The sequence below is a fragment of the Sphingobacterium alkalisoli genome, assembly GCF_005049105.1.
In the GTDB taxonomy this organism is placed as follows: domain Bacteria; phylum Bacteroidota; class Bacteroidia; order Sphingobacteriales; family Sphingobacteriaceae; genus Sphingobacterium; species Sphingobacterium alkalisoli.
On record NZ_SUKA01000002.1, the window covers coordinates 42829 to 69737 of the forward strand.

General features: G+C 40.3%; 24 protein-coding genes and 1 tRNA gene. 17 read left to right on the plus strand and 8 right to left on the minus strand.

The features are described 5' to 3' along the window. Positions 1-6: 6 nt before the first annotated feature. The 6 genes from FAZ19_RS05880 to FAZ19_RS05905 are packed head-to-tail and all read left to right on the plus strand — an operon-like array spanning position 7 to position 7903. Complete coding sequence (locus FAZ19_RS05880) at positions 7-981, plus strand: UbiA family prenyltransferase (protein WP_136819800.1); 975 nt, start codon at positions 7-9, stop codon at positions 979-981. A gap of 41 nt (positions 982-1022) precedes the next feature. Next, complete coding sequence (locus FAZ19_RS05885) at positions 1023-3638, plus strand: PEP/pyruvate-binding domain-containing protein (RefSeq protein ID WP_136819801.1); 2616 nt, start codon at positions 1023-1025, stop codon at positions 3636-3638. Positions 3639-3641: 3 nt separating this feature from the next. Further along, on the plus strand, positions 3642-4727 hold the full coding sequence (locus FAZ19_RS05890; RefSeq protein ID WP_136819802.1) for a DUF3419 family protein: 1086 nt from the start codon (positions 3642-3644) through the stop codon (positions 4725-4727). Beyond that, positions 4724-5401, plus strand: a complete 678-nt coding sequence (locus FAZ19_RS05895) for a diacylglycerol/polyprenol kinase family protein (RefSeq protein ID WP_136819803.1) — start codon at positions 4724-4726, stop codon at positions 5399-5401. Before FAZ19_RS05890 ends, FAZ19_RS05895 begins: the two co-directional genes overlap by 4 nt. After that, positions 5398-6372, plus strand: a complete 975-nt coding sequence (locus FAZ19_RS05900) for a hypothetical protein (protein ID WP_136819804.1) — start codon at positions 5398-5400, stop codon at positions 6370-6372. The genes FAZ19_RS05895 and FAZ19_RS05900 overlap by 4 nt, the downstream gene beginning before the upstream one ends. Beyond that, positions 6356-7903: an AMP-binding protein gene (locus tag FAZ19_RS05905; RefSeq protein WP_136819805.1), complete on the plus strand. Its 1548-nt coding sequence runs from the start codon at positions 6356-6358 to the stop codon at positions 7901-7903. The genes FAZ19_RS05900 and FAZ19_RS05905 overlap by 17 nt, the downstream gene beginning before the upstream one ends. Here FAZ19_RS05905 and FAZ19_RS05910 read toward each other — a convergent pair. After that, positions 7872-8918, minus strand: coding sequence for a 3-oxoacyl-ACP synthase III family protein (locus FAZ19_RS05910; protein ID WP_136819806.1), 1047 nt, complete (start codon positions 8916-8918; stop codon positions 7872-7874). The two genes, FAZ19_RS05905 and FAZ19_RS05910, sit on opposite strands and share 32 nt — an antisense overlap. 74 nt (positions 8919-8992) lie before the next feature. Between FAZ19_RS05910 and FAZ19_RS05915 the strand changes: the two genes are divergently transcribed. The 3 genes from FAZ19_RS05915 (at position 8993) to FAZ19_RS05925 (ending at position 12729) form a co-directional block, all read left to right on the plus strand. Beyond that, the gene (locus FAZ19_RS05915) at positions 8993-9274 is read left to right on the plus strand and encodes an ATP-dependent Clp protease adaptor ClpS (protein ID WP_136819807.1); all 282 of its coding nucleotides are present in this window, start codon (positions 8993-8995) and stop codon (positions 9272-9274) included. A gap of 95 nt (positions 9275-9369) precedes the next feature. After that, complete coding sequence (locus FAZ19_RS05920) at positions 9370-11817, plus strand: outer membrane beta-barrel family protein (RefSeq protein WP_136819808.1); 2448 nt, start codon at positions 9370-9372, stop codon at positions 11815-11817. A gap of 99 nt (positions 11818-11916) precedes the next feature. After that, positions 11917-12729: a 3-keto-disaccharide hydrolase gene (locus FAZ19_RS05925; protein WP_136819809.1), complete on the plus strand. Its 813-nt coding sequence runs from the start codon at positions 11917-11919 to the stop codon at positions 12727-12729. Positions 12730-12769: 40 nt separating this feature from the next. Here FAZ19_RS05925 and FAZ19_RS05930 read toward each other — a convergent pair whose 3' ends face one another. After that, complete coding sequence (locus tag FAZ19_RS05930) at positions 12770-13471, minus strand: YjjG family noncanonical pyrimidine nucleotidase (RefSeq protein ID WP_136819810.1); 702 nt, start codon at positions 13469-13471, stop codon at positions 12770-12772. 209 nt (positions 13472-13680) lie between these two features. Here FAZ19_RS05930 and FAZ19_RS05935 point away from each other — a divergent pair, with 209 nt between their 5' ends. From FAZ19_RS05935 to FAZ19_RS05960, 6 genes are read left to right on the plus strand one after another with little or no spacing between them, the layout of a single operon-like run. Beyond that, positions 13681-14556: a sensor histidine kinase gene (locus FAZ19_RS05935; protein WP_136819811.1), complete on the plus strand. Its 876-nt coding sequence runs from the start codon at positions 13681-13683 to the stop codon at positions 14554-14556. Further along, positions 14546-15268 carry a response regulator transcription factor gene (locus FAZ19_RS05940; protein ID WP_136819812.1) on the plus strand — a complete coding sequence of 241 codons (723 nt, stop codon included), beginning with the start codon at positions 14546-14548 and terminating at the stop codon, positions 15266-15268. Before FAZ19_RS05935 ends, FAZ19_RS05940 begins: the two co-directional genes overlap by 11 nt. A 1-nt stretch (position 15269) precedes the next feature. After that, positions 15270-15785, plus strand: a complete 516-nt coding sequence (locus tag FAZ19_RS05945) for a tetratricopeptide repeat protein (RefSeq protein ID WP_136819813.1) — start codon at positions 15270-15272, stop codon at positions 15783-15785. After that, positions 15785-16819, plus strand: coding sequence for a uroporphyrinogen decarboxylase (gene hemE, locus FAZ19_RS05950; RefSeq protein WP_136819814.1), 1035 nt, complete (start codon positions 15785-15787; stop codon positions 16817-16819). The genes FAZ19_RS05945 and hemE overlap by 1 nt, the downstream gene beginning before the upstream one ends. Positions 16820-16871: 52 nt before the next feature. Further along, entirely contained in the window at positions 16872-17423 is a 552-nt protein-coding gene (locus FAZ19_RS05955) for a CopD family protein (RefSeq protein WP_136819815.1), read from the plus strand. Between the two features lie 20 nt (positions 17424-17443). After that, positions 17444-17953, plus strand: coding sequence for a hypothetical protein (locus FAZ19_RS05960; RefSeq protein WP_136819816.1), 510 nt, complete (start codon positions 17444-17446; stop codon positions 17951-17953). A gap of 25 nt (positions 17954-17978) precedes the next feature. Here the strand turns inward: FAZ19_RS05960 and FAZ19_RS05965 are convergent, their stop codons facing one another. The 4 genes from FAZ19_RS05965 to FAZ19_RS05980 form a co-directional block, all read right to left on the minus strand. Continuing rightward, positions 17979-19409 carry an NAD-dependent succinate-semialdehyde dehydrogenase gene (locus FAZ19_RS05965; RefSeq protein WP_136819817.1) on the minus strand — a complete coding sequence of 477 codons (1431 nt, stop codon included), beginning with the start codon at positions 19407-19409 and terminating at the stop codon, positions 17979-17981. Between the two features lie 124 nt (positions 19410-19533). Beyond that, the gene (locus FAZ19_RS05970; RefSeq protein ID WP_136819818.1) at positions 19534-20748 is read right to left on the minus strand and encodes a bifunctional 3,4-dihydroxy-2-butanone-4-phosphate synthase/GTP cyclohydrolase II; all 1215 of its coding nucleotides are present in this window, start codon (positions 20746-20748) and stop codon (positions 19534-19536) included. A gap of 75 nt (positions 20749-20823) precedes the next feature. Then, the gene (locus tag FAZ19_RS05975) at positions 20824-22281 is read right to left on the minus strand and encodes an LptF/LptG family permease (RefSeq protein ID WP_136819819.1); all 1458 of its coding nucleotides are present in this window, start codon (positions 22279-22281) and stop codon (positions 20824-20826) included. 68 nt (positions 22282-22349) lie between these two features. Further along, positions 22350-22727: an START-like domain-containing protein gene (locus FAZ19_RS05980; RefSeq protein WP_136819820.1), complete on the minus strand. Its 378-nt coding sequence runs from the start codon at positions 22725-22727 to the stop codon at positions 22350-22352. A 254-nt stretch (positions 22728-22981) separates the two neighbouring features. On the opposite strand from FAZ19_RS05980, the gene FAZ19_RS05985 reads away from it, so the two are divergent. Further along, positions 22982-23055: transfer RNA gene (locus tag FAZ19_RS05985), tRNA-Met, on the plus strand. Positions 23056-23428: 373 nt separating this feature from the next. After that, positions 23429-24067: an OmpW family outer membrane protein gene (locus FAZ19_RS05990; protein ID WP_136819821.1), complete on the plus strand. Its 639-nt coding sequence runs from the start codon at positions 23429-23431 to the stop codon at positions 24065-24067. A 154-nt stretch (positions 24068-24221) separates the two neighbouring features. On the opposite strand, the gene rpsJ is transcribed toward FAZ19_RS05990, so the two are convergent. After that, a complete protein-coding gene (gene rpsJ, locus FAZ19_RS05995) occupies positions 24222-24527 on the minus strand; it encodes a 30S ribosomal protein S10 (RefSeq protein WP_002993539.1) in 306 nt (101 codons plus the stop codon). A gap of 125 nt (positions 24528-24652) precedes the next feature. After that, complete coding sequence (gene fusA, locus FAZ19_RS06000) at positions 24653-26776, minus strand: elongation factor G (protein ID WP_136819822.1); 2124 nt, start codon at positions 26774-26776, stop codon at positions 24653-24655. Positions 26777-26909 lie beyond the last annotated feature (133 nt).

A 26909-nucleotide genomic window follows, 5' to 3' on the forward strand; every position in this document is an offset into this window, starting at 1 on the left:
ATCTACATGCGCAAAGGTATACTAGAAAATAAATACAGTAATCCGGATGAGAATAATTCTTCTTTCGCGAAGCGTCTTTGGATTTACCAAAAGGAACGTTTCCCTTTTTTCGGGCATGGCATATTGGTCGCGGCTTTTAGCTTTTCTGCGATTTCCTATAGCCGGATATGCCGCGGTGCCGAAGGATTTGTGGATTGGACAACGTTTTTGGTCGGCGTTTTTACCACCATCTCTTTGTTTTTCTTGGTTCGTATATTTGATGAATTTAAAGATGCCGAGGATGATGCAAGGTATAGAAAGGAGCTTCCCGTACCGCGTGGTTTAATCTCTTTGGGCGAACTTAAAATGATCGGCATTGTGCTTGCCATACTGCAGATAGTACTGAATGGGCTCTTCTTTCCGAAAATGCTTTTTCTGTACGTAGTGGTCATCTTTTATCTGTGCTTAATGGGCAAAGAGTTTTTTATACCGTCCTGGTTGAAGAAGCATCAATTTTGGTATGTCGTCTCCCATATGTTTATTATCCCGTTGATCGATATCTATGCCAGTGGCTTGGACTGGCTTTTAGCGGAGGTCGGCGCACCCCACGGACTTGTTTTCTTTTTTGGGGTGTCGTATATGAACGGTATTGTGCTCGAGATAGGCCGCAAGATACGCAGTCCCCAGGATGAACAGACTGGCGTGTTGACCTACTCGAGTATGTTGGGAGCTGGCAAGGCTGTAAAATATTGGATAGCGGTTCTTTTTGTTACGTTAATACTGAGTATGGCTGCATCGTACTATGCAGGCTATGGTTGGATGGCATACGCCATCTTGGGTTCGATCTTTTTGATCTGCTGTGTACCTGCATTGCTTTTTTTGAACGGACATGTGCCTAAATATGCGAAAGCAATCGAATGGTCATCAGCAGGTTGGACTATTGCTATGTATTTGAGCCTGGGTGGAATTCCGATGCTAGAACAATTTTGGAGAGGCTTTTGATATAGGTACACAACGATAGGCTAAAGCTAATATATTACGATATGTTTATTAAAGATTACCAATATCAACATATAATGAATCCCGCCATTGGAGGCAAAGCAAGGAACCTGCTGAAGTTAGGTCAGCTTAATCTTCCCGTGCCCAAGTGGATCGTGTTGCCAGCCGATTATTTAGCGGAAGTCTTTAAAGATGTCGCATCTATCGAAAATGCAAATGATCTATTGGGCGCAATCGATGCATATCGGTTTCCTTCTTTTTCGAGTACTCAGATCGAAACCACCTTTCCGGATACGGCCTATTTTGCAGTGCGTTCATCGGCAATTGATGAAGACGGCCGTCAGCATTCGTTTGCCGGTCAATTTGATTCGTATCTCTACGTACGTAAAGAGGATATCTTCGCGCGTATCAAAGATGTATGGCGATCTCTTTTTTCCGAACGTGTTCTTTCGTATCGTGCAGCCAATAGTCTGGGGGTCGGTTTAGGAATAGGGGTGATCGTACAGGAAATGATCGATGCGGATGCCTCTGGGGTCGCTTTTGGTATGAATCCGCTTTCGGGTAACCGAAAGGAAAAACTGATTTCTGGTGTATTTGGTGTAGGCGAAGGCCTTGTGTCGGGAGATTTGGACGCCGATAATTTTACGATTCTTAAAGGCAGGATCGACCGACAGGTGGTGCGAAAAAAGGAAAAATTTATACTTAATCCGGCAGGGATAGGAGGGGCAATGAAAATAGACATACCTCGTGTCAATCAGAATGACCAGTCTATTCCAGATGTATATCTCTATGAGTTGGATTCGGTCTTGGATAGGTTGAGAGCGGAATATAATCTTTTTCAGGATGTCGAATTTGCGATCAAAGAGGAAACGTTATATATCCTGCAGGCGCGCCCGATTACCAGCCTGCACAAGGTACCCGATATCTCAGGTGATTATGTGCTTTGGGATAATAGCAATATTATCGAATCGTATCCAGGTGTGACGACACCATTGACGTTTTCGTTTATCAGCCAATCTTATGAAGGGGCCTATAAACTTTTCTGTTCCTTTTTAGGCGTATCGGAAGACAGCATCCGTAGAAATGAACGTGTATTCGCAAATACACTCGGTCTAATTAACGGCCGCGTATACTATAATTTGAAGAGTTGGTACCACATGTTGGCTATGCTGCCAGGATATAGTCTCAACGCACGCTTTATGGAAAAGATGATGGGGGTAAAGGAACAGTTTGACGTACCGAAAAGTTATCAACTTTCTGCCGGAGAAGCCTGGCGTAGTATGCTATGGATGCTACTGCAAATGTATAGGCGATATAAAAAGCTGCCCCAAAAGCGTACGGCGTTTAAAATACTATTGGATGCGACCATTGCGAAATATAAGCAGATAGATTTTCAGCGTAAGAACGCAAACGAACTGATGCAGCTGTACCTGCATTTCGAGCGAAAACTGTTGAATCAATGGAAAGCTCCTTTGCTCAATGATTTTTTTGCGATGATCTGGTTTGGCTTACTGCAAAAACGTACGGAAGATTATACCGATGGCCAATACCCGAACATTCATAATGATCTACTGTGTGGCAGCGCCGATATTATCTCTACACAGCCGATACATCGTAGTATAGCTATTGCTACCTTCGTTCAAGAGGTTGATTATCTACGCGCAATTTTTGAAGCGGAAGATCCGGAGGATATCTGGCGAATAGTTCAACATGATAAACGCGAAGGAAGCGAAAAGTTATTGACACAGATCCGACAATATCTCGCTGATTTTGGTGAGCGCTGCGTGGGTGAGCTGAAGCTGGAAACGATTTCTTATTCGCAGGATCCAACAAAATTTGTACAGATCATCAAATCGTATGTCGAAGCGGGTATAACCACTGCAAAAACGAATAATACCGTGGAAGAGGAGCTACGACGCAATGCAGAAGAAAAGATGAAAGGGGTATTGCGTCGAAAACCGTTTAAGAAATGGTTGTTTAAAAAGACATTAAAGAAAACAAGGGAGCTGGTTAGTGCGCGAGAAAACCTTCGGTACGAGCGTACACGTGCATTCGGGATCGTCAGGGAGCTGTTCACCCATATGGGCAGGCGATTTTATGAGGAAGATATCCTCGAATTTGAACGGGATATTTTTTACCTGACAAAAGACGAGATATTTGCATATATAGAAGGAAGAAGTGTTAATCAGGATTTAAAGTCATTGGTAGCGGTACGTAAGGATGAGTTTGAACTTTTCCGACGTATGGAGGCACCTTCCGAACGGATCGCAACGTATGGTGCTGTTTATCAGAGTAACGATTTTTTTAGCGATAGTAAGACCGAACTTATCGAAGGCGATTTGAAAGGTATCGGTTGCTGTCCGGGGCGTGTGACCGCAAAAGTCAGAATTGTGTTGAATCCCAGTGAAACCAAGACCCTGAATGGTGATATTTTGGTAACCAGTAGTACCGATCCAGGATGGGTAACCCTGTTCCCTAGTGCTGCTGGGATTTTGGTGGAACGAGGCAGTCTGTTGAGCCATTCGGCAATTGTTTCCAGAGAGATGGGAATTCCGTGTGTTGTGGGAATTACGGGGCTGTTGAAGACATTGAAGACTGGAGACTGGATAGAGATGGATGGAAGCACTGGTGAAATAAAAATTTTGGATCCGCAAGAATAATTCATGGCAGATATCAGTACACAGGTTGATTTTAATATCATCCGCTATGCAAATTGTTGGGAAGATCCCCAGGTTTTGTTAAAAGGTCTTTCTCCAGCAGTGGGATCTAAGGTCTTATCGATAGGATCTGCGGGCGACAATAGTTTCTCGCTGTTATCGACAGCACCGGCTCTTGTTGTCGCAGTGGATGTCAATCCGATCCAGTTACATCTTATTGAGTTAAAGAAGCAGGCAATTCAAAATCTGGCATACGATGAGGTGCTGCATTTTCTGGGCTTTCGCCAAGGGATGGATCGGAAGGAGCTATTTAAACAGTGTAAAGACCACCTAAGTGCAGAAGCTAAATTATATTGGACGAATAACATCGATAAGATCCAGAACGGTATTATTAATCAAGGTAAATTTGAGCGATATTTTCAGCTATTTTCAAGTAAAGTACTTCCTTTTATCCATACGCGACGGGATGTCGAAGACCTGTTGGCAATTAAGGACGGGCTCGCGCAGGCGCAGTATTATCAAGAGAGATGGAATACCTGGCGTTGGCGATTTCTATTTAAGATTTTCTTTAGTAAGATCGTGATGGGAAAATTAGGTAGAGATCCACAGTTTTTAAAGGAAGTGGGGGTAGGTGTCGGCGGTTATATTTTTAAGAAGGCCGAAAGGCATTTGAAACAAGTTCAAGCGCAGACAAATCCGTTCTTACGTTATAATCTTACCGGTACATTTGGCGATCTTTTACCACATTATTTACAACCCGATAATTATCAGGGTATTAAACAAAATATAGATAAGCTCATTTTGCGAAGAGGGTTTGCAGAGGAGACCATCGACGAGTTTGGGTGTTTTGATGCTATGAATTTATCTAATATCTTTGAATATATGGATAAGGATGTTTTTCGAAAAACAGCAGATCGCCTGTTAAAAGGTTTACAGGCAAACGGTCGTATGGGGTATTGGAACCTGATGGTTCCTCGACGGGTTTCAGGAATTTTTCCGTCGGAAATCCAATACCTAAACACGTTGTCCGCACAATTGAGCCAAGAAGACAATGGATTTTTTTACAACCAGTTTATTGTCGATCAAAAATGACCCCAACTGTTCTAAATGCGATTATTTTAGCGGGATGCTACTTGTTGCTTTTCACACTGGGAGAGCTTCTTTATTATTGTTTTAAGATTAAGGCGGAAATTACGCGTAAAATCGTTCACATAGGAACGGGCTTGTTGGCCTTGTCTTTTCCGCTGCTCTTGGCCAATCATTGGTGTGTATTGGTGCTTTGTACACTTTTTGCAGGTATCCTGATCGTGAGCCTACGCTTTGATCTGCTCCGGTCTATTAACGCGATCGATCGACAGTCTATAGGTAGTTTGGCCTATCCGGTTTCTGTGTATGGGTGCTATTTAACCTATCATCTATACGATAACCACTATGTATATTATTATCTTCCTATATTGATCTTGGCCATATGTGATCCCATTGCGGGGCTAACCGGAAGACGATGGCCGCTCGGTGCATATCGTATTGCTGGAGCAAATAAAACGTTGATGGGTTCCTTGATGTTCATGCTTTCGGCTATGCTCCTTATTACATTATATTTGTTTCTATTTTGTCATGCCGTAGTCGACTCTTCTTTTCTTGTTACGGTTCTTGTCGTTGCCTCGCTAGCCACCATAGCGGAAGCAGTTAGTCGTGATGGTTACGATAATTTAACAATCCCGCTTTCTGTAATTCTTGGTTTAGTACTTACCAGATCGATCGTATGATGATGGAAATCCAGCGGTTTAGCGATAGCTTGCCAGATTTTAATACATTCGTTAGCCTGCGTAACGCAACCGAAATACCACCAAAAGCACATTTCTATCACGGTGTCTTGGTGAAAGCACTTGATCGCACATTGGCCAGTGCGGTATTATATCTGAACACGGATATTGTATTTGAGGATAAGATAACGGGATTCATTGGGGCATTTGAGGCGGAGGATAATCCGGAAGGGGTTTCTTTACTGTTCGCAGAAATCGAACAGATCGCAAAAGCACTAGGTTTAAATTTTCTGATCGGCCCCATGGACGGATCTACCTGGGAGAACTATCGATATCACGATAGTCCGGCGCTACCACTTTTTCTGATGGAAATGGAACACCCCGGCTACTATCCTACGCTGTGGATGCAAAGTGGTTTTCGACCGATTTCATCGTACTATTCGTCAGAAAGTTTCGAACTACAGCACGATGACGAGGCTGTGTCTGCCAATCGAGCCCGTCTCGCCCGAGAGGGTATTCATATCCATTCTATTGAATTAAGCCGTTATGAAGAGGAGCTAGATAATTTATACCCTTTTCTGCTGAATGCATTTGCGTCGAATTTTCTTTATTCACCGCTATCTGCTACTTCTTTTAAAGAAAAGTATCTTTCTCTACAAAAATATCTCGATCCTGCTTTTGTATTGCTCGCTAAACATGGGAAAAGAACGGTAGGCGTGTTCTTTTGTGTGCAAGACTTTTTGGACCAGGCCCAAAAGACCCTGATTATAAAAACGATCGCGCGTGATCCAGCTCCCCTGTATAGTGGGTTAGGCCATGTAATGGCGGCTCAGGTATATCAAACAGCTAATGCACGGGGATATACTCGCATTATCCATGCTTTTTTAAAAGAAAACGGTACCTCTACGCCTATATCTAAAAAATTCTTTGGTACGCCATTTAAAACATATTCGTTGTATGGAAAGGCAATTTAATATCACCGAATTATTTTTAAGTGCTTCGGCAATGTATCCGGATAAGGTAGCTATTGCGAGTAAGCGGTCACAAATAAGCTTTGCGCAGTTGTGTGATGACATGAAAAGAACGGCTTGTTATTTCGCGGCGAAAGGGATTAAGAAGGGAGACCGGGTGTTGGTATTCGTGCCGATGGGAATAGATCTATACCGTATTGTATTGGCTTTATTTTATATGGGTGCCACGGTGGTCTTTCTGGACGAATGGACTAATCGAAGGCGACTTGACCTTTGTTGTCAGATAGCCGACTGCAACGCATTTGTGGGAACTTGGAAGGCGCATTTGTTACGTCTGTTCTCGCCCGAAATACGAAAAATCCCAATTAAGCTTACCATACGGTTTCAGGCGGATAATGGCTTTTTTCTATCCGATACAGAACCGCAGGATCCAGCTTTGATCACGTTTACGACTGGCAGCACTGGGATACCAAAAGCGGCTTTACGTACGCATGGATTTCTTTTCGAGCAGTTCAGAGCACTTGAAGATAAAATTAAGGCTCATGATTCCGATGTGGATATGTCTGTATTGCCAATTGTGCTACTGATTAATCTGGGGATCGGATCAACTTCTATTATTGCCGATTTTAAATCAAGCAAGCCGACGAAAATGAATGCCCGACGGATTATCGATCAGTTAGAGGTGCACCGTGTTTCACGTATTGTCGCTTCTCCTTATTTTATCAAGCGGCTGGCTGAAGAGATGAAGTCAAATCCTCGTGCACTGCCTCATCTTCGGAGCATCTTTACTGGAGGGGCACCGGTTTTTCAGAAAGAGGCACGCTTGTTTACGCAGGCTTTCGGGGATAAGGAGATAAAAATTGTTTATGGATCTACCGAAGCGGAACCTATCAGTTCGATTGATGCCCATCAAATAGCAGAAGAAAATATTGCCTATCGAAATGATACCGGTTTATGTGTAGGGAGGCCTTATTGGGCTACACAGGTCAAAATTATAAAAATAACAGATCAGCTACTTTTTGATATCACCCCTGCACAGCTAAACCTGATGGAGTGTCAAGAGGGCGAGTGGGGCGAAATCATTGTTGCCGGCCCTCATGTTTTGAGTGCCTACTTTAAAAATGAAACAGCCCTCCGTAAAACGAAGATATTTACGGACGGTGTGTATTGGCACCGAACGGGAGATTCTGGTTACCTGAAAGAAGGAGTGTTGTATTTAACGGGCCGTTGCCAGACCCTTATTCCAAGTGGAAGTACGTATATATCTCCCTTTGTTGTAGAAAATTACCTGCAATTTATTCATGGCGTCTCGCTGGGGACTATACTGAACATAAATGGGCAATTGATCGCTTTTGTAGAGCTGGAAAATAGGCGCGTGCAACGTGGGCCTGTTGAGAAGGCCATTCGTTCTTTACCGTTGTGTATTGATAAAGTGCATTTTTGTAAGTTGCCCCGTGATCCGAGACATCATTCTAAGATTGAGTACAATAAACTGCTTTCCCTTACCAACGAATCAACGCCGATCCCCAGGTAAACCCGGCTCCAAATGCTGCCAAGCATACGAGGTCGCCTTTTTTGATACGTCCTTGCTCCCAGGCCTCACACAGGGCAATAGGAATGGACGCTGCGGTAGTATTACCATACTTTTGGATATTGTTAAAAACTTTATCGTCACTCAAGTTTAATGTTTTCTGAACGAATTGCGAAATCCGCAAGTTTGCCTGATGTGGAATCAACATATCGATCTCATCCGTTCGTAAATTATTCTTGGCTAAGGCTTCGGCGATTACCTCGGGAAATTTGACTACTGCTTTCTTAAATACGGCCTGTCCGTCCATATAGGGGAAAGCGGTGCCATCTTCTAGCATCTCCGTCGTCATGAACATACCTCCCAGTTCCTGATCCGGCCAGTTGGGCTGATCTTCTAACCATATACCGCCCGAAGCTCCAGGGTAATACATGGCCAGTTTTTCAGCATCTGCACCGTCGGAGTGAAGGTGTGTACTCAATATGCCGCTACCCTCCTCGGTAGTCGGCTGAATAACGACTGCGCCTGCGCCGTCGCCAAATATGACAGATACATTGCGACCGCGTGTAGAATAATCTAAAGCGAAGGAATGTTTTTCAGATCCTACGACAAGTACATTCTTATACATACCGGTTTTGACAAATTGATCTGCTATGGATAGTGCATAGATAAAGCCTGAGCATTGATTACGGACATCCAGCGCACCAATTTCTTTCATGCCCATCTCGCGTTGCAACAATACGGCACAGCCGGGGAAATAATAATCAGGAGAGAGCGTAGCGAATACGATGAAATCTACATCTTGAGCTGCAATGTTGGCACGTTCTATGGCGATCTTTGCGGCTTCGATCCCCATTGTGGTGGTGGTCTCTCCGATGCGGTCGGCATAACGACGCTCTTGTATTCCTGTACGTTCTTGGATCCATTCGTCGCTTGTTTCCATAAAACGAGTTAGATCGGTATTTGTATAAATGTTTTTAGGTACATAATACCCTACACCTGCTATCGTGGACTGAAACATAAGTTTATATCGTAATTCGTAATCAATTATAGGTAAAATTACGCTTTTTTTGAAAAATAAGTTATTTTTGCAGTATGAGTGTCGAAACCGCAGAAGAAACCTTTACATTGGAAGAGATCTTAGCCTCTTTTAAAGAGTCCAATAGATTGATTTTGTGGAATGATGAAACCAATACATTTGACCATGTCATTTACTGCTTAATCCACCATCTACAATATACTGAAACAGAATCCGAACGCATTGCCTGGAAGGTACACAATGACGGGAAATGTGCGATTTTAGAGGGGTCATTTACCGAGATGGAGATCTACCGAAAAATCCTTAAAGCAGAAGGTCTTACCGTCTCTGTAGAGTAGATTTCGCTTTTGTTCTACGAGTAATATTGCAGTTACGTTGTCCGTTGCTATTACAAAAATGACCACTTTTGTAAGACGTGGAACTATTAGATAATATGCAATTTAAACTTTTTTTTATTTTATTAATTGTTATTCCAACAATTTCTTTTGCCCAAAAGGCGCAGGTTAATGCAATCGTGATTGATGCTGAGACGAACCAGCCAATAGTAGGTGCTAGCGCAGCCCTATTGAGCCAATCGACTAAGGCTTATATTCGGGGTCAACAGACCGAAGCTGGGGGTAAACTGAACTTTGAGGATGTAGGTCCGGGTACCTATGCACTACGTGTTACCTATGTGGGATTAACGAACTACATGCATGAGAATATCGTGATTACGAATAAATCGACTTCAATTGAATTAGGAACACTGGCAATGTTATCTGATGGGCAACGGCTGAAAGAAGTGGTGGTACAGGGAAAGGTGCCTGAATTGCGATTAGATATTGATAAAAAGGTATTTGATGCTTCGCAGAGTATGGTAAGTGTGGGAGGGACGGCGTCGGATCTGCTTGCGAATGTACCCACATTACAGGTGGATATGGACGGATCGGTCTCGCTAAGAGGATCTAGTTCGGTAAGAATCTTAATCGACGGTAAGGAGTCTGCAATGGCCGGAAGTGACATCAATTCATTGTTACAATCTTTACCTGCAAATGCAATTGACAAAGTAGAGCTTATTACAAATCCTTCCTCAAAATATGATGCAGAAGGGCAATCCGGTATTATCAACATTATATTAAAGAAGAACATCCGTACCGGCTTAAACGGGAATGTGAATGTTTCCGGTGGATCCTATCATAACTATATGGCTGGTGCAACGCTGAATTACAGAGACAGTAAATTTAATTACTTCGGGAGCTATAATTTTAACAGACGGAATAATGTAGGTTCTGGCAAGCGCGAGAATTTTTATCGCAGTAATAACAGTCAAATCAATAATACGGAAGAGTCTTCTCGAATAGGATTAAACAATACGATAAAGCTAGGTGTAGATTATTACATGGATGACAAGACCACGTTTAGTATATCGAGTAATTTGAGCATACGAGACAATAATAGGACTTCGGAGTTGTTCTATACCTATTTCAATAATCCACAATTCACGGGTACCAGCAATAGATTGTCCGCGCAAAACGAAGATGATCTTGGCTATGATATAAATTTTGATTTTTCACGTAAACTGAATGAAGCGGGATCTGAATTAACGGCTAATTTTAGTTATGGAAGTGACACGGAAGATGGTGTAAATGACTTTGAACAAACTTATTCTGACTTATACCCAATGTCAAGTAGGATAAACAAAACATCAGAAGACGGTGAGAATATAAATCTACAACTCGATTATGTACTTCCTTTAGGAGAGGATCGTAAGTTTGAATCGGGTTATCGGGGTATTATCCGTAATTCGTTTGACACACAGTTTTCAGATACGTTGAACACCATTGATAACAGCTATTTGCCTGATTATTCAATTAGTAATGATTTTGATATGAGAAGCGGAGTGCATGCACTCTACGTTAATTATCAGGATAAGCTGACGCAGCGAATAGGGTATCAGATTGGTCTCCGGGCGGAACAAGCCGACCTGAACACAACATACTTTTCAAAAGATCCTACTGTGCCCGAGGATGAAATTGCTACGGATGGCAAATTGGATTATTTCAGGGTATATCCAAGTGCTTTTTTAACTTACCAAATTGGTGAAAAGGAAGATAAGGTACAGCTTAGTTATACCAGAAGGGTTCAAAGACCCCGGGGATGGCAAGTAAATCCATTTGAAAATGTATCGGACGATATGAATAGGCGTCAAGGAAATCCAAATCTAATGCCGGAAGACATTCATTCAATGGAGTTGAGCTATGCAAAATTTTATGAGAAATGGAATTTTATATCATCAGCTTACTATCGACGAATGAACGATGTGATGCAACCCTATATTTATCGCGTAGACGAGGAAACAAGTGTGACCTATAGCAAATGGGAAAATTTAACAAATTCTAATGTAGCTGGGCTAGAGTTGATCAGTAAGATCAACTTTGCGAGCTGGCTTGATGCAACTTGGAATGGCAATTTATCGTACAACAAGTTCGAGGGTAATCCCGAATATAATATTCAAGAACAGGAGGGAATTAATTGGGATACTAATTTGACAAGTAATTTGAAGTTTACAAATACGCTTGCTATACAAGCTCGTGCCGACTACTTCGCGCCTAGAATTATGGCCCAGGGGAAATCAAAATATATGACTGGCGTGGATGTCGCACTTCGTAAAGATATTCTGAATAAGAAAGGAAGCATCATGTTTAATGTGCGCGATTTGTTTGATACACGCCGCTTTGGAGCAGAAACGTTCACGCCGCAGGTCAATTCAAGTTTTGAACATCGATGGATGAAGCGCATGTTCACCTTATCGTTTTCGTATCGATTCGGAATTCAGGATTTGAATAGAAATAAGAAAAATGGCGATGAGATGCTAGGTGATGACATGGGAGGAGAATATTAATTTTAGTTTGTTAATACAATGTTAAGCCAAATTTCATTTGAAATTTGGCTTTTCTTTTTACTATCTTTATTATCTATCTTAAGACAAAAAAAAATAAAAATGAAAAAAACTTCTATTTTAACCTGTGCACTTGCGGGGGTCCTTTCGATTTCTGCCTGTAAAGCACAAAAAAATACAGATGCTGTGGAAAATAAAATAAACTACGAACTGCTGGATCTTCCGAAAGTAAATATTAAAAATTTTAAGAAAAATGCAAGTGGAGCATACGTCATATTCGACGGATCTTCCTTAGAGGGATGGCGAGGTTATAACAAGGATCACATTCCTAATAAATGGGGGTTGGATGAGGGTACGTTGAAATTCTCAAAAGCACCTAATGTAAGTTCTCCGGAAGGAGGGGACTTGATTTTTGCACATGACTTCAAAAATTTTGAACTGGAATTTGAGTGGAAGATATCTGAAGGAGGCAACTCAGGGGTGTTCTTTTTGGCAAAAGAAATAAAAGACCAGCCGATTTATGTTTCGAGTCCTGAATTTCAGTTGTTGGACAACGAAAGACATCCAGATGCAAAGCTCGGTGTGGACAACAACCGGAAATCAGCTTCGCTCTATGATATGATCCCTGCAAAGCCGCAAAATGCTAAACCTGCTGGCGAATGGAATAGTTCGAAAATAGTAGTGAAGAAGGGTAAGGTATCTCATTACCAAAATGGCGTAAAAGTAGTCGAATATGAACTTTGGTCACCGGCTTGGACAGAAATATTACAGGCAAGTAAATTTAGCAAAGAAAAATGGCCATTAGCTTTTGAATTGTTGAATAATGTGGGCGGCGATTCGAAGTCTGGTGTGATTGGATTTCAAGATCACGGAGATGATGTCTGGCTGAGGAATATCACCGTAAAGGTTCTCTAAGGATCTAAGGTTTGCCTAAAGAAAAAGAATTGCAGACTTTTTAAAAGATAGTCTGCAGTTCTTCAAGACCATGTACCATTAATGGAATGTCATCCGGTTTGTCGGCACGGATAGGATTGAAAAAAATAGCATCCATCCCGTAGTTAAGGGCTCCTCTTACATCTGCATCCAGACTGTCTCCGATCATAACCGCATTTTCTTTTTGCGTTTGGCCATTGTAGATAGCATATTCAAATATGCGCGGATCTGGTTTATTGATGCCGAATATTTCAGAAATAACAATAGTTTTAAAATACGAGTTCAGCTGGCTGTGTGCTAGCTTTTTCTCGCAAGCTTCCTTGAACCCGTTGGATATCAAATGCAGGTTGTATTTGCTTTTTAAATAGGTTAATGTTTCATGCGCATGCGGAAATAGATTGGTTTTTGTCGGACAAATTTCCATATATTCATTTTCAAAATCTTCTGGAAACAATTCAGGTGCTACTCCCAATGCTAAAAAGGTGTCTGCAAAGCGGGATTTACGTAAGGTCGCTTTATCGATTTTACCTTGGTGATATAAGGCCCATAGCCTATGATTATTCTGCGTGTATGCTGCAATAAATAAATCCGGATTGTGCTGATTGAATAAATCAGGGAATCGGTACTTGAAATATAAATCATGAAGTGTCTCCTTTGCGTTTTTGTCAAAATCCCAAATGGTGTGATCTAGATCAAAGAAGATATCTTTTTTTGCCTTAAACATATGCAAACTTATATAAATTGTTGTTAAATGCAATTATACCTTCGTTAATTAGGCTAGGCACTTCTGCGTCTCTGGAAACTTATTATTACAATACAAATCTACAAGAGGCTAAAGATGTATCGATCCTTCGATCTTATTAGTGTCATAAAATGCGAGCTGTTTTAGAATGAGGTGGTATTTAAGTATTTTTGTCGGTGTTGATAATCAGAATGAAAAAGTCTTTATTTTTATTTTATTTTCTTGTTTTTTATGCATCTGCCCAGTTAATATGGTGGGGGTATATGTTAGTTAATTTTGAGCCTGAACGCAAGGGGATGATTTTTGGGGAGGGGATGATCTTTATGTTTATTTTCATTTGGGGGGCCTTGCGCCTTAAAAGACAATTTAAAGAAGAGTATAGAACACATCAGCAACAGCAAAACTTTTTGTTAGCCGTGACGCACGAATTAAAATCACCGTTAGCCTCCGTTAAGTTGTACTTACAGACGATACAGAAGCGTGATTTGGACCGAGAGCAACAACGGATGTTTCTATCTAACTCGCTAAAGGATATTGAGCGATTAGACTATCTGGTGGAGAATGTATTATTGGCTACAAAGCTGGAAAATAGAAGCTTTAGTTTTCCCAAAGAGGATTTCAACATGTCTGAACTTGTGGCAGATGTAGTGGATAGGCTGCAGAAGAATGCCTGTAAAACAGAGATCATTAAACCGCATGTCGAACAGGATGTTATCTTATATGCCGATAAGTTTGCGATAACGAATGTCGTTACGAATCTGATCGAAAATGCCGTCAAATACTCTCCACCATGTGCCCATATTGAGGTGAACCTATTTCCGAAAGAAAATTCATTGGTCTTTTCTGTGTCGGATCATGGAATTGGTGTTTCCGATGAAGAGAAAAAGCTTATATTTAATAAGTTTTATCGCGTAGGAAATGAATCTACTCGCAAAACTAAAGGTACAGGTTTAGGGTTATATATAGTTAAAACAGTATTGCAAAAACATAATGCTTCTATTAGGGTTAAAGATAATCATCCGTCAGGGAGCATTTTTGAAGTAACATTTTACAATTATGCAAAGTAAGCAAAGAATATTATTAGTCGAAGATGAAGAACACTTGCTAGAGGCTATCAAGTTGAATCTCGAATTGGAAGGTTACCGTGTTACGACCGCTACCGATGGAAAAAAAGCACTGAAAGTTTTTAAGGAAGAACGTTTCAACCTTGTTGTTCTTGATGTGATGATTCCGGAAATCGACGGGTTTCAAGTTGCGGAAACCATTCGTCTTCAGAATACCGAAGTCCCTATTATGTTTTTGACAGCCAAAAATAGTAGTGAGGATCGCATCACTGGTTTAAAGAAGGGAGCTGATGACTATCTTGTCAAACCTTTCAATCTGGAAGAACTTATTTTACGGGTGGGCAACCTTGTCCGTAGAGGTATGAAAGGAGATGATTTGAAAGAATTGAACTCCTACACGATCGGTGATAAAACTATCTATTTTAATTCGTATGAATTGCACCAAGCAGATGGCAGTATCACTTCGTTGACAAAAAAGGAGACCATGTTGCTAAAATTGTTGATTGAACGACGAAATGAGGCCGTATCACGTGAACAGATCTTAGAAACAGTATGGAATTATGATGTTTATCCGTCCACACGTACGATAGATAATTTTATTCTTACTTTCCGTAAATATTTTGAACCCGATCAAAAGCATCCTATATATTTTCATTCTATTCGTGGGGTAGGGTATAAATTTACAGATAATCCGGAAGGGCAACCTCAACAATAAAATGAACACAAGGTTTCGTTTTATACTGATTGCGATCGCAGTAATCTTATTAGCGTATGCTGTGATTTCAGCGCATTACTACCTTTGTGTATACCTATTGGGTTTTATCGGTTTTATCATATGGACCCAATATCGAGATGGTACTGTTTTTTTGGCAACTCAGGCATTTCATAAGCAAGACTATGAAAAAACCAAGCAATTGTTGGAAGAAATAAAAAATCCGGATCATTTACGTAAGGGGCGTCGAAATTTTTACGAGTTTATGTTAGGTAATATTGCAATGCATGAGGGACATATAGAGGAGGCAGAATATCACTTCCAACTTGCTTCCCGGCTACCTTGGCGCAAAGATCATGAAAAGGGCATGGTGTTGATCAATTTAGCAAATATAAATTTACGTAAAAAAGAGTATGACAGGGTGCTTGCCTATCTGGATTTAGCAGATAAGTTGATATTGACGACTCGTCAGAAAAGTATAGTGGACAAAATTAAAAACGAAGTAAATAAACATAGTTAGTGAGTACAACTTTACAGAACGATTTATTAATTAGAGCTGCTTTATCACAGCAAACAGAACGACCTCCGGTATGGATGATGCGTCAGGCAGGAAGATTTATGCCGCAATATTGGGAAATTAAGAATAAATATTCGTTCTTAGAAATGTGTAAAACGCCCGAAATTGCAGCGGATGTCACCATGCTACCTGTCGATCTTTTGGGAATTGATGCTGCCATTCTTTTCTCCGATATTTTGGTAACGGCCGAAGCAATGGGAGGGGACCTTTCGTTCGAACAGGGGATAGGTCCGCGTTTTTCGAATCCAGTGCGATCTGTCGCAGACGCCGAAAGCTTGTCTACGGACTGTTTGGATAAATTACAATATGTTGCGGATGCGATAAAGGTAATTCAACAGCGCCTCAATGGAACAATTCCTTTGATTGGTTTTGCAGGTGCGCCGTTTACCATTTTAAGCTATCTAGTCGAAGGCGGTTCGTCCAAAGATTTTAAGCTCACGAAGCTATTGCTAAACAATGAACCTCAGCTAGCACATGCCATTCTGCAGAAAATCGCTGATGTGACTGTTGATTATTTAAATATGCAAATAGTAGCCGGTGTGAATGCCGTTCAGCTATTTGATAGTTGGGCTCTTGCTCTTTCTTGGAATGATTATCAGGAATTTTCGCACCGGTACAATAAATATATCCTTTCTAGAATCCATAGAACAGTCCCGGTGATATCCTTTTGTAAAGGCTCTTCAGTCTTCGCTCCTATAATGGCGGAAGCTAACCCGGATGTAATTTCGGTAGATTGGAATGCGGACCTGAAAAACATCAAAAATATGCTTCCAGAGGGAATAGCAGTGCAGGGTAACTTGGATCCATTTGTGCTATATGCAGAAAAAGAAGTGATTAAGAGGAAAATATTGCAGCTATTTGAACGAATGCGTGGCGAAAATGGATTTATATTTAATTTGGGGCATGGAATAATGCCGGATATTCCATTTGATAACGTAAAATATGCGATTGATGTGGTCAAGGAATTTAGATACTAAGTAATATATACGGCACTTACGGCGCGACAATGCAGGATTTTTAATTTTAGCCATGCTTTACCTCTATGCAAAAGCCATCCATATTATTTTCGTCATTTGTTGGATGGCGGGGTTGTTTTATATGCCTAGATTATTTGTTTACCATACTGAAGCCAAAAGTAGGGTGGATAATGAGTATCAGGTTTTGCATAAGCAATTTAGTATAATGGAAAGTAGGCTTTGGTGGGTGATTGCTACCCCATCGATGTATATTACTGTTGTATCGGCTTTGGTGATGCTATATGTTAATCCGGGGCTGTTGTCAATGGGGTGGATGCATATGAAATTGTTGTTTGTCGGAGGGATGATATTTTATCATTTCAAGACCCAATACATGATGTATCAATTACGGGATGAGCGATCAACCTGGACTTCTGCGAGGTTGAGAATGTGGAATGAAGTTTCTACGATACTTCTGTTCGCAATTGTTTTTGTTGTCGTCCTAAAGTCGGCGTTGAATTGGATTTTTGGTGTATTAGGTTTATTGGGATTAACAGTTGTATTGATGCTGTTGATCAAAGCGTATAAAAAATATCGGAAAAGTAAAGGTGAGAAAGTAGACTAACTGATTTAATAGAAATTATTATGAAAAAAATTACATTAGCGCTGGTTTTGACAACATGGTTTTTTGTGAGTTATGGACAGGATCACAAATGGGCGTTTGGTTTTTATGGCGACGTGCATTTAGAAGATCCTAATTATGCACGTTCATTTGGTGTACAAGGAAAATACGATTTTGCCAATAGACATGCGGTACAAGCCCAAGTGTATGGCCGAAGCGGTTTAGTTGCACTGGGAGGAGATTACTTATTTTCCTTTTTTGATAAAACGACGAATAATTTTAATCTATTCCTTGGAGCAGGTATAGGTGAAGAGTTCTACATCGATTCGGATAACATATTTGATACGGACGAGCCCACAACGCTGCAGCCTAGAGAAAATCTTTTTATAGGAAATGGGCAAGTTGGATTGAGCTATTACTTTCCTGCGGTTGGCCTTTCATTGTATTCTGGTTATAAAGCCAAATTTACTTTCGAGGACGAATCCTATTCGCCTAGCTATGTAATGTTGGGCATTCGTTATCACCTTTGGTAATAATAATTTATGTTTGGGTGATAAATCAATCTCCAAAGCATAAATATTTGATTTCTAAATACTCATCAAGTCCATATCTTGATCCTTCACGGCCTATTCCAGATTGTTTGATCCCTCCGAATGGAGCGCCTGCATAAGAAATAAGACCGGTGTTAATTCCTACCATGCCGGATTCAATTTGTTCAGCAATACGGTGGCAACGGTGAATATTATCGCTGTAGAAGTAAGCCGCCAATCCAAATGGTGTGTCGTTAGCTAATCTTAGTGCTTCCTCTTCTGTTTTGAATTTAAAAAGTGCACAAATAGGGCCGAATGTTTCTTCGCTAGCAATTAAACTGTGATGCGCCACTTCCGAAAGTACAGTTGGCTCGAAGAAATTGCCTTCTATCGATTTGCCTCCTGTTAATATTTTAGCTCCGTTATGCAGAGCATCTGCAACGTGCTCTTTCACTTTTTCCAATCCATTTTCATTTATTAAAGGCCCCACCTGAACACCCTCTTGCATGCCGTCGCCTACCTTAAGATCAGATACAGCGGAGGCCAGTTTGGTCGCGAATATTTCGTAAATGCTATCTTGGACATAGAATCTATTGACAGAAACGCAGGTCTGTCCGGCATTTCGAAATTTTCCGGCAATGGCACCTTCTACCGCTTTATCGATATCAGCATCGTCGAATACGATAAAAGGGGCGTTGCCTCCTAGTTCAAAAGAAACTCTTTTAATGGTATTTGCGGCCTGCATCATGAGTGTTTGACCCACTTTGGTAGATCCCGTGAATGTTATTTTTCGCACTAATGGATTCGTAGCCAATTCTTCTCCTATTTCGCTGCTATACTTTGAGGTAATAACATTGAAGACACCGTCTGGCACACCGGCATCTGCTGCTAATTTTGCTAGTGCGATAGCAGTAAAGGGTGTCTGAGAGGCAGGCTTTAACACGATGGTACACCCGGCAACGAGTGCCGGTGCAATTTTTCGGGTGATCATGGCTAATGGGAAGTTCCAAGGTGTTATCGCTGCAACTACGCCTACGCCCTGTTTAATTGTGCTCAGACGTAATCCGTTCTTTAATGAAGGAATGGTTTCCCCGTAAGAACGTTTGCCTTCTTCAGCAAACCACTCAACAAAGGAGTTGCCATAATCTACTTCTCCTAGCGATTCGCACAATGGTTTTCCGCTTTCTAAGGTCATGATCTCTGCAAGCTCGCGCTTGTGTGCTTGTATCGCTTCAAATAGTCTTCTCACGATTGCAGTTCGATCACCAATCGAAGTTTTCTTCCAGCTCTTCCACGCGTGGTCAGCTACTTGGATTGCTGTTTGGCAATCAGTAGCGGATAAATTTGGAAGTCGGCCAACTAATTTATTTGTTGAGGGGTTAACAACATCAAATGTGTTTTCTGTGGTGATGAATTTTCCATTAATGTATGCTTTCTCAATGAGTAATGTGTTTTTCATAAGTATATATCTGTCCTTTGATGGCCATAAGGAAATAGTACATCGTGTTTTATGTAGAAAACAGAAAAAGCGGAAGGATGTTTGTTATAAAAATAAAAAGAGGATTTCTATCCTCTTTTTATTTTTATAAGTTTTTTAATATGGTATGTCCCATCCGATCTCTTTTAGTTTTTAGATAAGTTTCATTAAAGGAGTTGGGTTCAATTTCAATTGGCACACTTTCTACAATTTCTAATCCATAGCCAATTAATCCAGCCCGTTTCGTAGGGTTATTAGACATCAACCGCATTTTACTGACGCCCATATGGCGAAGTATTTGTGCGCCAACGCCGTAATCTCTAAGGTCGGCTTTAAAGCCGAGCTGAAGGTTAGCATCTACGGTGTCTACTCCTTCTTCTTGCAACTTGTAGGCGTGTAGTTTGTTAATAAGTCCGATGCCACGTCCTTCCTGATTCATGTAAACGATTACACCTTTGCCCTCTTGCTGAATCATCTCCATCGATTTATGCAACTGTGGCCCGCAGTCACATCGGCAAGACCCAAATATGTCGCCTGTTAAACATGAACTGTGGACTCTTACCAATATAGGTTCGTCTTCTTCCCACTCCCCTTTATACAAGGCAATGTGTTGCTCTCCCGTATTTTTTTGAGTAAAAGCTTTTAACTGAAAATCACCCCATTCGGTCGGCATCTTTACATTCACCTCTTCATTAATTAATGAATCGTGTTTTAAGCGATATTCGATAAGGTCTTCAATGCTTATTATTTTAAGATCAAAGCGTTTTGCTACTTCCATTAAATCAGGAAGACGAGCCATTTCACCATCATCTTTCAATATTTCGACCAATACTCCGGCTGCTTCGAAGCCTGCCAAGCGCGCTAAATCTACAGATGCCTCCGTATGCCCAGTACGTCTTAATACGCCTCCATCTTTTGCAATCAACGGAAAAATATGCCCTGGCCGGCCTAACTCTACCGGATCGATATTGGGGTCGATTAGCGCTTTTATCGTTTTTGAACGGTCGGAAGCAGATATACCCGTTGTGCAGCCATAACCTTGCAAATCGACAGATACCGTAAAATTGGTTTCGTAAACAGCTGTATTTTGTCCGACCATAGGAGCTAAGTTAAGCTCTCTGCAACGTTGCTCCGTTAATGGCGCACAGACTAACCCTCTGCCGTGGGTCGCCATGAAATTGATGACTTCCGGAGTGGCATTTCGAGCCGCCGTTACGAAATCACCTTCGTTTTCGCGGTCTTCATCGTCAACAACAATAATTACTTTACCGGCTTTGATATCTTCTATCGCTTCCTCAATCTTATTCAATCTAATATCCATTGATATCTGTATTTTATTCTTTTACAAAAGTAAATTAGTTTTTATTTTTTTCTATAATTAAGAAGTCATAAAAGGTCAGAAGCGTTGCTTCGCGGAAGAAAATCGCTCTTTTATCCAATTCAGAAGCGATAGAGCTTTTATTTTATATTGATCTACATCAAACAAGGCGGAGTCTGTAGTTGATTTATAAGTTAAGAATACGGCTAAAGGACTTAAGACGACTATAGCCATCCACATGCCCCAAAATGGGTCTAGACCACCGTCTTTTGCTGATTTCTCGGCTACTGTAGCAATGATGTGATATATCAGAAAGAAGATGATTGCCATGACTACTGGAGCGCCCAATCCGCCCTTACGAATAATAGCACCGAGAGGAGCTCCAATGGCAAATAAGAGTAAACAGGAAAAGGCGAGCGTGAACTTGCGGTGGTATTCAATTTTATACCGAATGTCTTTATCTTTCAGTATTTTGAAATCGGATAATTTGTTTGTGTTAATATCTGTGATCTGTTGTACTTGCCCCAAAGCGTTGTTGATAATATTTCGCTTTGTGTCTTTTGAAGTGTACGTCAAAATATCCCCGTTAAAATCAACTTGTGCTGGCTTCACATCTGCCTGTCTGTAATACGGTGCGTTATAGTAAACATAGTGATTGTATTCCCTTACAAGTGCATTATGCATGCTATCCATCTCCATTTTATTCGAATCCGTTTTTAACTTTAATTGCCGAATGTTCATCATTTGATGATGAGACTTGAATAGATTTTCATCGGTGCGTTTAAAATTAAACGCTTCCATGTCAAATTTTTGTTCGGTTTCTTTAAAGTAAAAACGTGTAAATTGTTGACGGGGATCGTATCGTTTGGCATTTTTAACCCTAGCATCTTCGTAACGTACCCCGTCTATCAATTTAATGATCATATATTTTTGGTCACGGGAATTGTAGATAAGGCCTTCTTTTGCTATCATAACATTGCTTGACGCATTCCCACTTTTATGGTCATAGATCGTAAGATCGTATAATGTTTTACCGTCTTCGCTCTTACTTTTAGCACGTATGGCATAACCCGGAATAGTGTTGTTAAATACACCAGGTTTGATCAAAAAATCGGCCTGCTTCTGACGGACATCGTACAAAAGAGAGCCCATTTTCAAATTGACGATAGGTAGTATGTAGTCGGAAAAAAGAAATGACGACATACTGAAAATACCCACTAGTACAAACAGCGGGGTCATCGCTTTACGTAGGGATACACCTGCTGCTTTGATCGCCACCAATTCGTAGCTTTCACCGAGATTCCCAAAGGTCATAATAGACGACAGAAGCATCGATAGCGGCAACGCCATCGACAGCTGTACAGCGCATTGATAACCTATGAGCTCTAAAATTACATACCATTCAAATCCTTTACCGATTAAGTCGTCAATGTATTTAAACAGAAAAAGCATTAATAGCACAAACATCACAATACAGAATGTGACTAAAAAGGGCTTTATAAATGCTTGTAAAATTAATAAGTGAACTTTCTTCATATCAGCGAATCCATTCCTATAACGTCAAAAACGAGAAGTATGATAATACGCTACAAAGATAAGATTTTTTAAGCACCAATTACGCTTTGCAAATAGCTTACAGAATTGTCCCATATCATTTTACGGTCGTCGACGTTTTCATCTTTGGCGTAATCCGTTATAGCTAAGGCTACATCATTGGTTAGTTCGTCTTGTACTATTTCCATTTCGAAAAAATTTGGCTCGTCGTCTATCCATTTGAATTTAACGGATTTATTCTCTTTGGAAGCGGCGAGACGAGCTTTAAAAGATTCACCGTCCCAGATGAACTCATAAACCCCATCGTGGTAGTTGACGTCGTCGGCAAACCACTGGGCGAGTTCATTCGGCTCGACCAAATAAGGGTATAAGATGCGAGGTGACGAGTTTATAATATATTCTAAGGATATTTTGGTTTTTTCTGCCATATCTAAACGTATTTATAATCAATAAGAGTTGTATAGTTATATGATACTGTATTTTGTAATTATACATATTAATTGTGTCATTGTAAAATGACTTGCTATATTTTTATTCACATTATAGCCTTTTTACACATCTATTTCCTTCATTTTTAATAATTTGTCTGCCAAGGCTTTTTTGCATTGATTTTACTTCCTAAAATCTTACGAAAATTACTTTGAAAGTAATTCCTTATTGCTATATTTGCATACCGAAAATCGGCGGGGTAGCTCAGATGGTTAGAGCGCAGGATTCATAACCCTGAGGTCGGCAGTTCGATCCTGCTCCCCGCTACGCAGTAAAAGCTTCAAGTATTTTGAAGCTTTTTTTTTCTGACGTTTTTTTTGTTCAGGATAGCCATCATAAACCCCTTATAGTGCTTCCCTCGCCGTTGAAAGTAAGTTTATTTGTATTAGCAAGGTTGTTAATGATGTTCCTAGAATTGGATAATATGTTGAGTGTGAGTGGAATTATTTCAATACCTAGCTAAAAATCTCATTTTGTTTGATGAAATAATAATTTCTCTCGATTGAATGATTATAATTAACTGACCATTAAGAGGTTGTTTCATTGTTGCAATTTTATGACTAAAATTTAATTTGATTTTTTTGCTTGTATAGTCAAAAAGTTTAGATTTGCAGCAGTTTAATTTAAAACAATAAAAAATATGAAAAAATTATTACTTACTATGACTGCGGTAGCAGGGTTGACATTTGCTTCGAATGCACAAGAATTTGGTTTTGAAAAAGGTAACTTCCTTGTTGAGGGTAACTTCAATTCTTCAAATACGAATGACAAAAATGCAAAAGAAAAAACAGCGACATTTAATTTTAATCCTAAAGCGGGTTATTTTGTTACCGATAAGATTGCCGTTGGTTTAGAACTTGCTTTTGGACAAAACAAAGAAACTGATTACGAAAATGATGACCTTAAACTTGTCGATACTGAAAAAGCATTTGGTATTGGTGCTTTTGGTCGTTATTACTTTTTAGAGGTCGGTTCTCGTTTTAAAACCTATACTGAAGTAGGAGCGGGTTATGTAAATACAACCGGAGAAACTAAGGTAGGAGCAGAATCTGAAGATCTTCCTAAAGTTAATGGTTTCGGCGCAAATGCAGGTATTGGTGCAAACTACTTCTTGACAGACAAAATCGCAGTTAATTTTGCTTTTGCAAATGTAATTTCTTTCGGTTCTACTAAAGCTGATGTAGACGGAGCTGAGTCCGTAACTTCATTTAACACAAATGTTAACGTGTTCAATAATTTCTTTAACGAAGCTACATTTGGATTGACATTCAAATTTTAAGTTGATAGGTAATTCAAATTAGCTTTAAAAAAGGGGCGGGCAAATTTTTTGCTCGCCCCCTTTTTTATGCGTGATCATCAAACCGCTATATGTACTATAACAGAAAAAGGCTTCTGTTTTACGAGAAGCCTTTTTTTCATGTACTGAAATCCTATCACACTTTGATTTCAACTTCAACACCCGAAGGTAACTCAAGTTTCATCAATGCATCAACAGTTTTAGAGTTAGATGAATAAATATCTAACAATCTTTTGTACGCGCACAATTGGAATTGCTCACGTGCTTTTTTGTTAACGTGTGGTGAACGTAAAACGGTGTAGATTTTTTTCTCTGTAGGCAATGGAATAGGACCACTAACTACTGCACCCGTAGGTTTTACGGTTTTTACGATTTTCTCAGCTGATTTGTCAACTAAATTGTAATCGTATGATTTCAATTTGATTCTGATTCTTTGGCTCATTTTTATTTGTTTAAGATGACCCCTGATTAGAGCTATTCGCAACCAACGGTCGGTTTAATCTTTGGAATAAAGATGAAAGACTCCATGTCCTTCATCTTTTCTCCCTGATCTTTAATCAATCAATATTATTCTACAGATCCTTTTACTCTGCCTTTTGATTTCGCAATTACTTCTTCAGCAACATTACGAGGTGCTTCAGCAAAGTGATCGAATTCCATTGTAGAAGTAGCACGTCCTGAAGTAATCGTACGTAATTGTGTTACGTAACCAAACATCTCAGAAAGAGGTACTAATGCTCTAATAACCTGTACACCATTACGTGAGTCCAAACCTTGCATTTGACCACGACGACGGTTTAAGTCTCCCATTACATCACCCATATTTTCTTCTGGTGTTAAAACCTCTATTTTCATAATTGGTTCCATTAACACTGGAGAACATTTTGGTAATGCTTCACGGTATGCTTGACGAGCTGCTAATTCAAAAGATAGGGAATCTGAATCGACAGCGTGAAATGAACCATCAATCAAACGAACTTTCATGCCAGATAATGGATATCCAGCTAATACACCGTTTTTCAATGATGTTTCAAATCCTTTCTGAACTGAAGGGATAAACTCTTTTGGAATTTTACCGCCAACGATTTCGTTTACAAATTGAAGAGGTGATTTACTTAAATCGAAATCTTCGTCTACTGGAGAAATAACAACTTTAATGTCCGCAAATTTACCACGACCACCTGATTGTTTTTTGAATACCTCACGGTGCTCTGTAGTGCCGTTAATAGACTCTTTGTATGATACTTGAGGAGCACCTTGGTTAACCTCAACTTTGAATTCACGTTTCAAACGATCGATCAAGATCTCTAAGTGAAGCTCACCCATACCAGAGATAACTGTTTGACCAGTTTCCTCGTCCGTTTTTACTACGAATGTAGGATCTTCTTCAGCTAATTTACCAAGACCAATACCTAATCTGTCAATGTCAGCTTGAGTTTTTGGTTCAATAGCTAAACCGATAACTGGCTCAGGGAAGTTCATCGACTCTAATACGATAGGGTGTTTTTCATCACATAACGTATCACCAGTTTTGATGTCTTTAAAACCAACAACAGCACCAATATCACCAGCCTCAATGAATGGGATAGGGTTTTGTTTGTTAGCGTGCATTTGGAAGATACGAGAGATACGCTCTTTATTGCCTGAACGCGTGTTCAAGACATAAGAACCAGCATCTAATTTACCTGAATAAGCACGGATGAAACACAAACGACCTACGAAAGGGTCAGTGGCAATTTTGAAACCTAATGCAGCAAAAGGCTCCTTAACATCTGGTTTACGCAATAATTCTGCACCTGTATCAGGATGGGTACCTTTAACACCTTCTGAATCCATTGGTGAAGGCAATAATTCCATCACTAGATCCAACATGGTTTGTACACCTTTATTCTTGAAAGACGAACCACAGACCATAGGCACGATAGAGTTGTCCAACACAGCCGCACGTAATGCATTTAAGATTTCGCGCTCCGTTAGCGAATCTGGATCTTCGAAGAATTTTTCCATTAAGGACTCATCGTATCCAGCTACAGCTTCTAGTAGTTTTTCGCGGTATTCGGCAACTTCTTCAAGCATATCTTCTGGGATAGGCACTTCAGTAAAGGTCATGCCTTTATCATGTTCATTCCATACGATACCACGGTTATTGATTAAATCAACTACACCTGTAAAAGAATCTTCGGCACCAATAGGCAATTGCAATGCTACGGCATCAGAACCCAACATTGATTTTACTTGACCAACGACTTTTAGAAAATCTGCTCCAGAACGGTCCATTTTGTTAACGAATCCGATACGAGGAACTTTATAATTATCGGCTAAACGCCAGTTCGTCTCAGACTGAGGTTCTACACCATCAACTGCTGAAAATAGGAACACCAACCCGTCTAATACACGTAGTGAACGGTTTACCTCAACGGTAAAATCCACGTGTCCAGGTGTATCGATTACGTTTACTTGGTATTTGTTGCCACGGTACTGCCAGAATACAGTTGTTGCAGCAGAAGTAATCGTGATACCACGTTCCGCTTCCTGCTCCATCCAGTCCATTGTAGAAGCTCCTTCGTGAACTTCACCAATTTTATGGTTTACACCTGAATAATAAAGGATACGTTCAGTTGTAGTCGTTTTACCAGCGTCGATGTGCGCAGCGATACCGATATTTCTAGTGAATTTTAAATCTCTTGCCATAATATTTTTATGCACTTAGCCTTTTAAGACTTTCTTTAATTGCAATGTTTGTAAAAATAAGTACACCGACTCCGATAATGGAAAAGTTCTGTTATCGGGAGCCGGTGTAATCATATTTGATTCTTTGTTTTCA

Excerpts from the sequence above, each read along its gene's own strand:
- FAZ19_RS05880 (WP_136819800.1), top strand. The coding sequence starts at position 7 with ATGCGCAAAGGTATACTAGAAAATAAATACAGTAATCCGGATGAGAAT.
- FAZ19_RS05885 (WP_136819801.1), top strand. The coding sequence starts at position 1,023 with ATGTTTATTAAAGATTACCAATATCAACATATAATGAATCCCGCCATT.
- FAZ19_RS05890 (WP_136819802.1), top strand. The coding sequence starts at position 3,642 with ATGGCAGATATCAGTACACAGGTTGATTTTAATATCATCCGCTATGCA.
- FAZ19_RS05895 (WP_136819803.1), top strand. The coding sequence starts at position 4,724 with ATGACCCCAACTGTTCTAAATGCGATTATTTTAGCGGGATGCTACTTG.
- FAZ19_RS05900 (WP_136819804.1), top strand. The coding sequence starts at position 5,398 with ATGATGATGGAAATCCAGCGGTTTAGCGATAGCTTGCCAGATTTTAAT.
- FAZ19_RS05905 (WP_136819805.1), top strand. The coding sequence starts at position 6,356 with ATGGAAAGGCAATTTAATATCACCGAATTATTTTTAAGTGCTTCGGCA.
- FAZ19_RS05910 (WP_136819806.1), bottom strand. The coding sequence starts at position 8,918 with ATGTTTCAGTCCACGATAGCAGGTGTAGGGTATTATGTACCTAAAAAC.
- FAZ19_RS05915 (WP_136819807.1), top strand. The coding sequence starts at position 8,993 with ATGAGTGTCGAAACCGCAGAAGAAACCTTTACATTGGAAGAGATCTTA.
- FAZ19_RS05920 (WP_136819808.1), top strand. The coding sequence starts at position 9,370 with ATGCAATTTAAACTTTTTTTTATTTTATTAATTGTTATTCCAACAATT.
- FAZ19_RS05925 (WP_136819809.1), top strand. The coding sequence starts at position 11,917 with ATGAAAAAAACTTCTATTTTAACCTGTGCACTTGCGGGGGTCCTTTCG.
- FAZ19_RS05930 (WP_136819810.1), bottom strand. The coding sequence starts at position 13,471 with ATGTTTAAGGCAAAAAAAGATATCTTCTTTGATCTAGATCACACCATT.
- FAZ19_RS05935 (WP_136819811.1), top strand. The coding sequence starts at position 13,681 with ATGAAAAAGTCTTTATTTTTATTTTATTTTCTTGTTTTTTATGCATCT.
- FAZ19_RS05940 (WP_136819812.1), top strand. The coding sequence starts at position 14,546 with ATGCAAAGTAAGCAAAGAATATTATTAGTCGAAGATGAAGAACACTTG.
- FAZ19_RS05945 (WP_136819813.1), top strand. The coding sequence starts at position 15,270 with ATGAACACAAGGTTTCGTTTTATACTGATTGCGATCGCAGTAATCTTA.
- FAZ19_RS05955 (WP_136819815.1), top strand. The coding sequence starts at position 16,872 with ATGCTTTACCTCTATGCAAAAGCCATCCATATTATTTTCGTCATTTGT.
- FAZ19_RS05960 (WP_136819816.1), top strand. The coding sequence starts at position 17,444 with ATGAAAAAAATTACATTAGCGCTGGTTTTGACAACATGGTTTTTTGTG.
- FAZ19_RS05965 (WP_136819817.1), bottom strand. The coding sequence starts at position 19,409 with ATGAAAAACACATTACTCATTGAGAAAGCATACATTAATGGAAAATTC.
- FAZ19_RS05970 (WP_136819818.1), bottom strand. The coding sequence starts at position 20,748 with ATGGATATTAGATTGAATAAGATTGAGGAAGCGATAGAAGATATCAAA.
- FAZ19_RS05975 (WP_136819819.1), bottom strand. The coding sequence starts at position 22,281 with ATGAAGAAAGTTCACTTATTAATTTTACAAGCATTTATAAAGCCCTTT.
- FAZ19_RS05980 (WP_136819820.1), bottom strand. The coding sequence starts at position 22,727 with ATGGCAGAAAAAACCAAAATATCCTTAGAATATATTATAAACTCGTCA.
- FAZ19_RS05990 (WP_136819821.1), top strand. The coding sequence starts at position 23,429 with ATGAAAAAATTATTACTTACTATGACTGCGGTAGCAGGGTTGACATTT.
- rpsJ (WP_002993539.1), bottom strand. The coding sequence starts at position 24,527 with ATGAGCCAAAGAATCAGAATCAAATTGAAATCATACGATTACAATTTA.
- fusA (WP_136819822.1), bottom strand. The coding sequence starts at position 26,776 with ATGGCAAGAGATTTAAAATTCACTAGAAATATCGGTATCGCTGCGCAC.